Source organism: Haloferax litoreum, from assembly GCF_009674605.1.
Lineage (GTDB): Archaea > Halobacteriota > Halobacteria > Halobacteriales > Haloferacaceae > Haloferax > Haloferax litoreum.
In genome coordinates this window covers 960,576-972,410 of sequence record NZ_WKJO01000001.1, presented here as the reverse complement: position 1 = coordinate 972,410, position 11,835 = coordinate 960,576, and the positions used below count along the sequence as shown (strand labels likewise).

The window sequence follows — 11,835 nt, the reverse complement described above, 5'->3', positions numbered from 1 at the left end:
AGTCGAAGTGGTACGGTGGTCAGTCTGGGAGTGATGTGTTCGGGGACGGTGCGCTCAGGGTGAGCCGATTGGGTGGAAGCCGGTGAAGTCGAGGCCGGCAGTCTCCTCTAAGTCGAGTGCGATGTTGGCGGCGTGGACCGCCTGCCCGGCGGAGCCTTTCATCATGTTGTCGATGGCCGAGAAGACGACGAGGCGTCGGTTCGCGGGGTCGATTTCGAACCCGACTTCGCCGAAGTTGGTGCCCGCGACGGACTTCGGTTCGGGGTAGCGATAGACGCCACCACCGCCGGCGACGGTGCGCATGAAGGGTTCGTCGCCGTAGCTACCTCTGTAGGCCTTCCACATGTCGCCTTTCGACACTGGTCCGTCGGGGAAGACGTGACAGGTCGCCGCCGCACCGCGGACCATGTCCACCGCGTGGACGGTAAAGGAGACAGAGACGCCGAGGTACTCCTCGATTTCGGCCTCGTGACGGTGGCCGGTCGGTGCGTAGGGACGAACGATACCCGAGCGTTCGGCGTGTGAGGATGCTTTGCTCGCGCCCGCGCCGCCCTCGGACGACCCGACTTTCACGTCGACGACGACTTGCTCGTCGCCGGAGAGGATGTCGGCGTCGAAGAGCGGTTTCAGCCCGAGAATCGTCGCCGTCGCGTTACACCCGCCCGCCGCGATGAGGTCCGCACCGGGGAGGTTCTCGCGGTTCAGTTCGGGAAGTGCGTACTCCGATTTGTCGAGGTACTCGGGGCAGATGTGCCCGTCGTACCACTCGTCATACTGTGCTTCTTCGGAGAGACGGAAATCGGCGGAGAGGTCGACGACGGTGTCGGCGGCGTCTTGGAACGCGTCGATGTGTTCCATCGAGACACCGTGAGGTGTCGCCGTGAACAGTACGTCCACGGATTCGAGGTCCTCCGGAGACGTAAAGCGCAGGTCGAGGTGACGAAGGTTCGGGTGGACGTGGCCGACGGTCTTGCGCTCGTAGGAGCGACTCGTGGCCTGTGCAATCTCGAAGTTCGGGTGGCCGTCGAGGAGGCGGAGCAGTTCGCCGCCGGTGAACCCAGAGCCACCGACGACGCCCGCAGTGAGTGCCTCGCTCACGCCGAAACCTCCGCGAGCGTCTTTTCGCTGTCGACTTTCGCCTCCAGCCAATCGACGACCTTCGCGGGAACGTCCACGTCCACGGCGTCGTTGAGCGCCTTGAACTCGACAGTGTGGTTGACCTCGTGGACGGTGTAGTCATCACCAGTTTCCATGAGGTCCACGCCGAGCAGGCCGCCGCCGACTGCGTCGGACGCCTGCTTCACGAGTTCTTTCGCGCGGGCGTCGAGTTCGAACGCCTCGGCGTCGGCACCCTTCGCGGCGTTGGTGAGCCAGTGGTCCGACGAGCGAGTCATCGCGGCGATGGGTTCGCCGTCGACGGCGAGGACGCGGATGTCGCGGCCCGGTTTCTCGACGAACTCCTGAATGTAGAACACCTTGTGCTCGTAGTTCCCGAGCGTGGCCTTGTGTTCGAGGATGGCTTCGGCGGCCGCCTCGGAGTCGATTTTGGCCATCAGGCGACCCCACGACCCGACGACGGGCTTGAGGACGCAGGGGTAGCCGAACTCCTCGACGATGTCCATCGCCGATTCGACGGTGAACGCCACTTTCGTGTTCGGCGTGGGCACACCCGCGTCCGCGAGGGCGAGACTGTTCTTCGCCTTGTCGGCGCAGATGTCGGCCGTCTCGTGGGAGTTGACGACGGGGATGCCGTACGATTGCAGGAAGCGCGTGATGTAGAGGCTCCTGCTCGTCGCCAGACAGCGGTCGACCACGATGTCGAGGCCGTCGAACGCTTCCGGCGGCTCAGAGAGGTCGAACTGCTCTTTCCGAACGTCTATCTTCGTCACCTCGTGGCCGCGCTCACGAAGCTCGTTGAGGAGCAACTTCTCGTCGCGGCGAATCCGGGAGTAGAGCAGTCCAATATGCACGCTTACTCTCCCCAGTCCTCTTCGAGTTCAGGTGCCTCTTCCAAAATCACGGGGTCGAGCGAGACGACTTCCAGCTCCGCGCCTGTGGCGGGGCTGTCGATAATCTCGCCGACCTCGACGTCGGACGGCAGCTCGATTTCTTCTCCGCTCAGCGGGTCTTCCGCAGTGATGGTGTCGCTCATTACATCCTTGGCTGGACCACGGATGGTATTAAATCCGTCGAAAATTACGAAGCAAAAAACAGCGTAAAGAAGTATCTCTCGGCGGTTATCGGGAGAATCGGCCGACCGAGGTGGTCGGTCGAACAACGTGTCGGGCTCGGTTGCCACCCTCACCCAACACCGGGGACGGAACCGGTCGCGGAACCGGTCGGGCCGTCCCCGCCGTCGGGCGTGGTCGTGGTCGCGGTTCCGGTCGGGGCCGTCGCGGAACCGAGACCGGTCGTCGCGGTGGTCGCGGCGCAACCGCTCGCGGCGGTCGCGGCAGGCCAGCGACGGGGGTGGATACCTCAGACATAGCTCGAAACCTCTTCGTCGAGTTCGTCGGCAGCGGCGGTAAGTGTGTCGCGGGCGTCCGCGACTGCCGCGGCGTCTGCCGACAGGTCGTCACGCGCCGTCGAGAGGGTCGCCTCCACGGCGGCGGGCGCGGGCCCACCGACGGAATCGCGACTCGCCACGCTCTCGGTCGGGTCGAGCGCGGCTTCGACGGCGTCTGCTGTCACGTGCGTAAAGAGAGACTCACCTAATACGTCCGTAGCGACGGCGTCAAGTGTTGCCACGTCGGGCGTTCCCGAGGACCGAGCGGCCGCCTCTGCGACCACTTCGTGGGCCGTGCGGAACGGCAGGCCGGCCATCGCCAGCAGGTCTGCGACGCCCGTCGCCGTCGAGAACCCGTCTCCGGCGGCCGCGGCGAGTTCGTCTTCGGGCCACGTCGCCGAGGCGACGGCACCGGCGGCCACGGCGGCCGCTTCGGACACGTCGTCGACGGCGCGGAAGGCGTGCTTGTGCGCGCGTTGTAAGTCGCGGTTGTACGCGCGCGGCAGTCCCTTCAGCGTCGTCATCAGGCCGGTGAGTTCCCCGACGGCGTCGCCCGCGACGGCACGGACGAGTTCCATCGTGTCGGGGTTCTTCTTCTGCGGCATGATAGACGACGTCGAAGAGTAATCGTCCGAGAGTTCGACGAAGCCCTTGTTCGAGAAGATGACGAGGTCTTCGGCGAGTCCCGAGAGCGTGATTGCGTGCGTCGTGAGCGCCGACAGGGTCTCCGCGAGGAAGTCGCGGGTCGCCGAGGCGTCCATCGAGTTCTCCATCACGCTGTCGAACCCGAGCAGGTCGGAAACGAGTTCGCGGTTCACGTCGAAGGGCGTGCCCGCGAAGGCGGCCGACCCGAGGGGAGACTGATTGAGACGCTCGTACGCGCACATGAGGCGGGCGCAGTCGCGGGCGACCGCCCGTTCGTACGAGAGCAGGAAGTGCGCAACCGTCGTCGGTTGGGCGGGTTGCAGGTGCGTGTAGCCGGGCATCACCGTCTCGGTGTGCTCACTCGCCGTCTCGACGAGTGACTCGCGGAGTGCGAGTGCGGCGTCGAGGGCGTCCAGCACGTCGTCGCGAAGACGGTAGCGGATGCACGTGGCAACCTCGTCGTTGCGCGAGCGTGCGGTGTGCATCTTCCCGCCGTCGGGGCCGACGATATCGATGACGGCGGCCTCGATGGCTTCGTGAACGTCTTCGCCGCCGGACAGTGCGTCGTGACCCGCTGCTTCTACCTCATCCAGTGCGGCGAGGATGTCGGCGGCGACGTCGGACTCGATGATGTCCTGTGCCGCGAGCATCACGACGTGCGCCCGGTCGACGGCGAGGTCGGCCTCGAAGATGCGTTCGTCGGCCGCGAGGCTCGACATGAACCCGCGGGCGGGGCCGCCGCTGAAGCGGTCCCGGCGAATGACGCCCTCGGAGTCACCGTCCTCGCCTGTCATCTTACTCGTCGCTGCCGCCGTCTGCGGCCAGTTCGGGCTTCTGCTTCGTCTTCGCGTTCTGGTTGGCGAGACGCGCCTGGAAGCCGTGGTACTTGGCGACGCCCGTGGCGTCGGCCTGCTCGATGCCGTCGACCGTCTCCGTGTTGAAGGAGGCGGCGGACTCGGAGTACGCGGCGTACTCGGATTCGCGGCCGACCGGGCGGGCCTGTCCGCCCTCGAACTTGATGGTCACGGTGCCCGTGACGCGCTCTTGGGTCTTTTCGAGGAAGGCTTCCAGCGCCCCGACGAGGGGGGCGTCGATGAGGCCTTCGTAGGCCTTCTGGGACCACTCGTTGTCGACTGTGGCCTTGAAGTCACGCTCTTCTTTCGTGAGGACGAGGCCTTCGAGCGCCTTGTGGGCGTTGAGGAGCGTCGTCGCGGCCGGGTGCTCGTAGTTCTCGCGCACCTTCAGGCCGAGCATGCGGTCTTCCATCATGTCCGTGCGGCCGACGCCGTAGGAACCGGCCTTCTCGTTGAGGTACGAGATGAGTTCGAGGGCCTCCATCTCCTCGCCGTCGATGGCGATGGGGTAGCCGTCTTCGAACGTAATCTCGATGAGTTCCGTCTCACCCGAGGGCTGGTCGGTCCACTCGTAGATGTCTTCCGGCGGGACGTAGCCGGGGTCTTCGAGGTTGCCACCCTCGATGGAACGGCTCCAGAGGTTCGTGTCGATGGACCAGACGCCCTCGTTGCCGCCCTGTACGGGCAGGTCTTTCTCGGCGGCGTACTCGATTTCCCACTCGCGGGTCATGCCCATCTCGCGGACGGGGGCGATGACTTCGAGGTCGGAGGCGCGCCAGACCGCTTCGAAGCGGAGTTGGTCGTTGCCTTTGCCCGTACACCCGTGGGCGATGCCGTCACAGCCCTCTTCTTGTGCGAGGTCGAGGATGGCGTTAGCGATGACCGGGCGTGCGAGCGCTGTCCCGAGCGGATAGCCCTGATAGTCCGCGTTGGCGGTCACCGAGTCGAGACAGAGTTGTGCGAACTCGTCTTTCGCGTCGATGACGTAGTGTTCGAGTCCGAGTGCCTCGGCCGTCTCGTAGGCCTCGTCGAACTCTTCTTCGGGCTGACCGACGTCGACGGTGACGCCGATGACTTCGTCGTAGCCGTATTCTTCTTCGAGGATTGGGACGCAGACTGTGGTGTCCAGTCCGCCGGAGAACGCGAGTGCGACTTTCTTCATGTACCTGACTGTGGAAGGAGTAACTAAATAAATTCTTTGCATTCAATTTGTGAAATTAAGTGGTAGAGATGCCTATAGGCAAGAAAACTGTAGATTAGCAATTTCGACGTGTCCCGAAGGATATGATATTACTGGCCCTGAGGGGCCGGTCGTCGTCGTCGGACAGCAGCGGCTCGCAGCGGGGCAAAAGTGGCGAAGGTGCTGCGAGTCGCCATGGTTGTGAGACCCTACAACATCGTCCCTATTAAATTCTTTCGGGGACGCAACCTTCGCCTCAGTCGAGCACCTCGACGGCGAGTTCCAAGAGGAGTTCTTCGTCGAACAGCGCGACCACGAGTGCGAGGACGACGAGCACGACGAGGCCGATGGCGAGCCATTCGATGAGTGTCATGGGTGCGTCAGGCCGTGAGTCACGCGTTCGAAACGTATTCTGTGGCCGTCTGGTCGGATGTCTCCCTCTCGGTCAGGAGTCCGCCTTCGCCGACCCACCGCGGAAGACCAGTCGTTCGACGAGGTCAGACCGCTGCATCAACACCGTTCCGAGGGCGCTCATGACGAGCACGTAGCCGACGGCGAACGCCGGGATGGCCTCGCGCATCACCTGTGTCGACCCCGACGCCGCCAGCGCCGCGATGACAAGCGAGAACTCGCCGCGCGGGACCATGCCGACGCCGACACGGAGCGACCGGTGCGTCGAGAGGTCGTAGACGCGCCCCCCGAGATAGCCCGAGACGACTTTCGCGGGCGTCGTCAACACCACGGCCACTACGAGTGGAACGACAACCGCCGCCAGCAACGTCGGGTCCGTGCCGAGGCCAATCCAGAAGAAGAATATCGCCGCGAACACGTCGCGGACGGACGTCAACCGCCGCTCGATGGTCTCACGGTGCCCACTCGTCGAAAAGCCCATGCCGACGAAGAAGGCGGCAACCGCCTCGCTCACGCCGAGTGCCAGCGCCGCCCCGGCGACGGGGACGACGACGGCGAGTGCGCGCAGGACGAACGCCTCTTGATTCTCCACGTCGAGGACGCGGGTGAACAACGGTGTGCCGTACTGGACGAGTACCAACAGGAGGCCGAGGAAGCCGAACGCGATGGCGAGCGAGCGTCCGATGGCGGCGAGTCCGCCCTCGCCGCCGAGGACGAGCGAGGTGACGGCGGCGAGGTAGACGGCGATAGCGAGGTCCTCGAAGACGAGCGTCCCCAGAATCGGCTCGGATTCGGGGTCGGCAATCCATCCGAGGTCGATGAGCGTCTTCGTCACGATGGCGGACGACGAGATGTAGACGATGCCGCCGAGGAGGAACGCCTCGACGACAGACCACCCGAGAGCGAGGCCGATGACGACGCCCAGTGGGAGGTTCACCACTAGGTCTATCGCGCCCGCACGGCCGATGTTACTGCGCGCGGCGCGGAGTCTGTCGAGGCTGAACTCCAGTCCGAGGAAGAACAACAGCAACACGATACCGAGTTCCGCGAGGAGCGTCACGACTTCGCCGTCGGCGACGTACGGGAGACCGAATCGGCCGGCGACGTACGGGCCGACGACGACGCCGCCGACGACGTACAGCGGGATGACAGAGAGGCCGAGTCGGAGCGCAACCGCTCCCGTGACGGCGAGGACGACGAACAGGTACCCGAATTCGAGCAGTTCCGCTGCCATTAGGCTCCTTTCACGAGTGCCGCGAACTCGCGGCAGGACTCCCGCGGGCCGATGACGATGAGCGTATCACCGGCCTCGATGGGCGTCTCGCCACCCGGAGACGTGATGACTTCGTCGTCGCGTTCGATGGCGATGACCGACGCACCGGTCGCCTGTCGGAGGTCCGACTCGCCGAGTGTCTTCCCGGCAACGTCGGAGTCCGGGCTGACCTCGACCCACTCGAGGAGAGTACTATCTCCGAGGAGCGTCTCGATATCGGTCGTCTCGACGGGTTGGAAGTACGCCCCTTCGAGGAGCGTCCCGACCTGCCGTGCGAGTTCGTCGTCGAGTTCGAACAGTTTCTCCGAGTCGCTGTCGGCGCTCGCGCGGCGGAACACCTCTCGTTTCCCCGTGTTGTGGGTGACGATGACCAGTCGGGCACCGTCGCCGAGTTCCACCTCGTGCTTCTTTCCGACGCCCGGAAGGTCGCTCTCGTAGACAGTCACGACAGAGAGATTAGTGACCCGGTGAAATAAAGTCGTCCTCCGGGTAGACGACGAACGCCTGTCTTTCGCTCAGGCAACGAAAAACAGCACAGTTGCGATTGCCGTACAGGCCACGGGCGGAATCGAGAGGTTGTCGTCGATGACGTACCCCGCGACGACGGGTTTCACGCCGTCGGCGGCCGTCGCACCGAGCGCACCCGCCGCCGCAGCGACACCCCCGACGACGACGCCCGCCACCGGGACGACGAACGGGGCGGCGAGGGCGAAACAGACGGTAAACATCGCCGCGAGGGTACGCAGCGACTTCATCTCGCCGACCGGTGCAGACCCGAGCAGACCGCTGATTGGGTCACCGATGGTGAGCATCAACATCCCGGGGACGGCCACGGGCGGCGCGAAGACGAGGGCGACGGCGGTTTGACTGTAGGTGTAGAGCGCGTACCCTGCGACGTTGTCCTGTTCGTACTCGCGGGTGAGTTCGTCGTAGATACGCCAGTCTAAGTCGCCGTAGAGGCGCAGAATTTCGAGGACGGTCACGGTGACCGACGCGAGGACGAACAGGTACCCGAGTGTCTGCCAGTCGACGATGCCGAGGATGTACAGGAGTGGCATCCCCGACCCACTCGCGTGGACCAGTCGCCGTTTTATCTCGGCGGTGCTCGGGCGACCCACGGGTGGATTACGCCTCGACGACTTCGTTCGCGTCGAGCACGTCGTCGAACGAGGTGGTGCCTGCGCGGAGGCCGACGAACGTCTCGACGAGTGAGTCGACCGGGACGCGAACCTGCCGACCGGTGTCGCGTTCGCGGATGGTCACGGTGGTGTCACCCGCGCCTTCGATACCGTCGCGGTCGATGGTGACGCAGAACGGCGTGCCGACTTCGTCCTGCCGGCGGTAGCGCCGGCCGATGCTGCCGGAGTCGTCGTAGACGACTGCGAACCCGGCGGCCCGGAGCTCTTCGGCCACGTCGTCCGCGAGGTCGACGAGTTCGTCGACGTTGCTGACGAGGGGGAAGACACCGACGTTCGTCGGCGCAATCGTGGGCGACAGCGAGAGGAACGTCCGCGCTTCGCCGTCGACTTCGTCTTGCTCGTACGCGTGGACGAGGAGTGTGTAGACCGTACGGTCCACACCGAACGACGGTTCGACCACGTGCGGCGTGATGTGCTCACCCGCTTCGGTCTGCGTCTCGACGGAGAAGTTCGCCACGTCGGTGTCGACGGTGACCGCTTCGCCGTCGATGTCGAGGGTGACTTCGTCGGCGTCGAAGGCGTCAGGGTCACGTTCCGCGAGCGTTTCGAGTGCCTCGGCCACGTCGGCGGCCTGTGCGCCGAACTCGGGGCCGAGCGTCGCCATGTCCGGGTCGACGACGGCGCGTTCGACCGTCTTTGGTTCGTCGTACTGCTGGAAGACGGTGAAGTCGTCGTCGGCGTGTTCGCCGTGCTTCGAGAGGTCGTAGTCGCCGCGGTAGGCGAAGCCGGCGATTTCTATCCAGTCGCCGTCGACCTCGCTCTCGGCGTCCCAACAGTCGGCGGCGTAGTGGGCGAGTTCGCCGGGGAGGTGCTGGCGGAAGCGGAACCGCTCCATGTCGACGCCGATGTGCTCGTACCACTCTTGTGCGATGCCGAGGTAGTAGCCGACCCACCCGTTGGCGATGATGCCCTCGTCGACTGCCTCGCCGATGGTGGTGTCGAGGTAGTCGCCGTCGTCGTCTTGCTGTTCGGTCGCCGGGTAGAGGCGTACCTCCACGTCTTCGACCGACGAGAGGTCCGGTTCGTCGCGTTCGGGGTCGATGAACTGCTCGAGTTCGGCCTGCGTGAACTCACGGGTACGGACGATGTTCTTGCGCGGGCTAATCTCGTTGCGGTAGGCGCGGCCGACCTGCGTCACGCCGAACGGGAGGCGGTTCCGCGCGTACTCTTTGATGCGCGGGAACTCCACGAAGATACCCTGTGCCGTCTCGGGTCGGAGGTAACCGGGCGTCTTCGAACCGGGGCCGATGTTCGTGCCGAACATCAGGTTGAACTCTTCGACCGATTGGCCAGCGAGTTCGGCACCGCAGTTCGGACAGACGAGACCGAGGTCCGCGATTTTCTCCGCCGCTTCCTCCGGCGAGAGCGTCTCGGCGTCCTCCAGTTCGGAGTTGTCCTCGATGAGGTGGTCCGCGCGGTGGGACTCACCACACTCGGCACATTCGACGAGCATATCGTCGAAGCCGTCGAGGTGACCGGACGCCTCGAAGACGGGTTCGGGCATGATTGTCGGGGCCTCGATTTCGAGGTTACCCTCCTGTACCGCGAAGCGGTCACGCCACGCCTCTTCGACGTTGGACTTCAGCGCGGCACCCTGCGGGCCGTACGTGTAAAAGCCGCCGACGCCGCCGTAGGCTTCCGAGGAACCGAAGAAGAACCCGCGGCGCTTCGCAAGTTCGGCGAGTGCGGCCGACTCGGTGCCCTCACTCATACAGTGCCTCCAACAGGTTGATGTCGCGGACGATGCCGATGAGTTCGTCGCCGGTCACGAGCGGAATCTGCTCGATGTCCTCGCGAATCATCATCTGCGCGGCGTCTTTGGCACTGGCCCGCGTCGAGACGGTTTCGAGGTCGTCGCTCATGAACTTCGAGACCGGTTCGGCCGGAATCTCGACGTTGCGGGTCGGGATGTAGCGGTTGCCGACCGCCTTGATGCCTTCCCACATCCACTCGTCGTCCTGGTTGGCGACGGAGTCACCGGTCCCCGCTTCGCCTTCGACGACGCGGGCGACTTCGATGATGTCGACTTCGGTGACGATGCCGGCCAGCGAGGTCTCCTTGTCGAGGACGACGGCGTACGGGACGTTCGCGTAGTAAATCTCACGCTCGACGACCGGGAGGGGCGTCTCGACGTACGTCGTGTTGACGTTCTTCGACGCGAGGTCACCGACGAGTGTCTCACCGTCGATGTCGCCGCGCGCGATGGCGCGGACCACGTCGGTCACGGTGATGATACCCACGATTGCGTCGCCGTCGACGACGGGGATTCGGCGGGCGTCTTCTGCGACCATCGTCGCAGCGACTGCGTCTAAGTCGTCGTCTGCGCTCGCAGTCGGCACTTCGCGTACGAGGACGGCGAGTTGGTCCTCGTCGGGGTGCTTGATGAGGTCTTCTCGGGAGATGAGGCCGCGATACGTCGCGCCGTCGTCGGTCTCTTTTACGACGGGTACGGAGGAGAAGCCACGCTCTTGGAGGTATTCCAGAACGTCGTCGCGGGTGCCCGGAAGGGACACGGTCACGACCTCCTCACCGGGTGTCATCGCGTCGGCTACTTTCATACCCCCGCTTTCATCCCCCCGCCTAATGTACTCTGCGAACGCTCTCGCCTCGTTGACACACCAAAAGGGGGTTCGTCCGGACCGCCGCGTCAGAGAGAACAGTTACGCGTCGGTGTCGTCTGCGGCGTCGTCCGCCGTCTCGTCGTCGCCGGCGTTCGGTGCGAATCGGCGGACTGCGTCGAGGTCGGGGAAGAATTTGTCGGGGTCATCGTGTTCGACGACGCCGACGAGCGTTCCGTCGAGTTTCTGGAAGTAACTGTACATGCGACCCCGCTCGACTGCGGTCGTCGCGCAGTTGAGCGCGTGACGCAGTTCGAACGCGCCGGCGACGAACACGGCCGTCTGGATGTCTGGCGCGAACAGCGCGGTCACCATGTAGACGAGTCCGTCGTTCTCCGCCCGGTAGATTTCGTACTCGGGGAACGATGACTCCTCGAAGAGGTCGGCGACTTCTTCGGCTTTGTCGCCCGGAACGACGTACGCGATACCGAACGCTTCCTCGTCCGCTTTCGCGTCGCCGGGGCCGAACGTGCCGGTGTCGCCTGCGGCGATACGTACGGTGTCCCACCCCTCTTCTTCGTACTCGTCGGCCAGCGCTGTCATGTCGTCGAGGGTCGCACCCCACGCCTCGCGACGGCGGTCCGCCTCGCTCGCGATTCGTTCGACGTTGGGTACGTCTTCGTCTCCAGACTCGACCATATCTGTGGTGGACGATGGATATGGTAAAAGGCATCGGACCACAGGGCGCGACGTGACTCCCGATTCGGTGACTCGCCGTCGCCGTCAGTAGTTGATGCCGAAGACGACTTCCATGACGAACGACGTGCCGAGGATACAGACCGCTGCGAGGAACAGTTTCGCCCCGCTCGACGGGCGTTCGTCCGGAACCGGGCGAAGTGACGGCGGCAACACGCGGTCGAGGAGACCCCCGACGAGTTTCTCGATACCGACGGGTTCGTCGTCGCCGGCGAACAGGCCGCCGTCGTCTCGGCCGCCCTTCCACGCCGCTTTCGGACGAAGTTTGAGCGACGCGTACGCGAGCATCGTGAAACCGAGGAAGAACATCAGCCACTTCGCACCCGGAAGTCCGCCGCCGGCGGCGAAGCTCACGGTCGCGGTGAGAGCGAACACCACGCCGGTGAGGAAGATGGCGTAGACCACCGCGTCGATGGTCTTGACACCGATTCGGCGTGGGTCGAACTCCATCGA

At 64.7% G+C, this 11,835-nt stretch carries 12 protein-coding genes; all 12 read right to left on the bottom strand.

Features of this window, described 5'->3' with window-relative positions; all coding sequences use genetic code 11:
* Positions 1–54 precede the first annotated feature (54 nt).
* The 12 genes from argC to GJR96_RS05020 all read right to left on the bottom strand — a co-directional run bounded on the left by argC (position 55) and on the right by GJR96_RS05020 (position 11,832).
* Complete coding sequence (argC, locus tag GJR96_RS05075) at positions 55–1,098, bottom strand: N-acetyl-gamma-glutamyl-phosphate reductase (RefSeq protein ID WP_151161939.1); 1,044 nt, start codon at positions 1,096–1,098, stop codon at positions 55–57.
* Positions 1,095–1,970, bottom strand: a complete 876-nt coding sequence (gene lysX, locus GJR96_RS05070) for a lysine biosynthesis protein LysX (protein WP_151161938.1) — start codon at positions 1,968–1,970, stop codon at positions 1,095–1,097. The genes argC and lysX overlap by 4 nt, the downstream gene beginning before the upstream one ends.
* 2 nt (positions 1,971–1,972) lie before the next feature.
* Entirely contained in the window at positions 1,973–2,152 is a 180-nt protein-coding gene (gene lysW / locus GJR96_RS05065) for a lysine biosynthesis protein LysW (RefSeq protein ID WP_058571591.1), read from the bottom strand.
* Positions 2,153–2,478: 326 nt separating this feature from the next.
* Positions 2,479–3,945 carry an argininosuccinate lyase gene (gene argH / locus GJR96_RS05060; protein WP_151161937.1) on the bottom strand — a complete coding sequence of 489 codons (1,467 nt, stop codon included), beginning with the start codon at positions 3,943–3,945 and terminating at the stop codon, positions 2,479–2,481.
* A 1-nt stretch (position 3,946) separates the two neighbouring features.
* Positions 3,947–5,167, bottom strand: coding sequence for an argininosuccinate synthase (locus tag GJR96_RS05055; protein WP_151161936.1), 1,221 nt, complete (start codon positions 5,165–5,167; stop codon positions 3,947–3,949).
* Positions 5,168–5,630: 463 nt separating this feature from the next.
* Positions 5,631–6,830, bottom strand: a complete 1,200-nt coding sequence (locus GJR96_RS05050) for a cation:proton antiporter (protein ID WP_151161935.1) — start codon at positions 6,828–6,830, stop codon at positions 5,631–5,633.
* Positions 6,830–7,315, bottom strand: coding sequence for a cation:proton antiporter regulatory subunit (locus GJR96_RS05045; RefSeq protein WP_151161934.1), 486 nt, complete (start codon positions 7,313–7,315; stop codon positions 6,830–6,832). The genes GJR96_RS05050 and GJR96_RS05045 overlap by 1 nt, the downstream gene beginning before the upstream one ends.
* Positions 7,316–7,384: 69 nt before the next feature.
* The gene (locus tag GJR96_RS05040; protein ID WP_151161933.1) at positions 7,385–7,987 is read right to left on the bottom strand and encodes a dolichol kinase; all 603 of its coding nucleotides are present in this window, start codon (positions 7,985–7,987) and stop codon (positions 7,385–7,387) included.
* 7 nt (positions 7,988–7,994) lie between these two features.
* Positions 7,995–9,779 (bottom strand): glycine--tRNA ligase, encoded by a 1,785-nt coding sequence (gene glyS / locus GJR96_RS05035; protein ID WP_151161932.1) that lies wholly within the window; start codon positions 9,777–9,779, stop codon positions 7,995–7,997.
* Positions 9,772–10,626: a CBS domain-containing protein gene (locus GJR96_RS05030; protein ID WP_151161931.1), complete on the bottom strand. Its 855-nt coding sequence runs from the start codon at positions 10,624–10,626 to the stop codon at positions 9,772–9,774. Before GJR96_RS05030 ends, glyS begins: the two co-directional genes overlap by 8 nt.
* Positions 10,627–10,728: 102 nt before the next feature.
* Positions 10,729–11,325: a DUF7529 family protein gene (locus GJR96_RS05025; protein ID WP_151161930.1), complete on the bottom strand. Its 597-nt coding sequence runs from the start codon at positions 11,323–11,325 to the stop codon at positions 10,729–10,731.
* Positions 11,326–11,409: 84 nt separating this feature from the next.
* Positions 11,410–11,832, bottom strand: coding sequence for a DUF7555 family protein (locus GJR96_RS05020; RefSeq protein WP_151161929.1), 423 nt, complete (start codon positions 11,830–11,832; stop codon positions 11,410–11,412).
* Between the last annotated feature and the right edge of the window lie 3 nt (positions 11,833–11,835).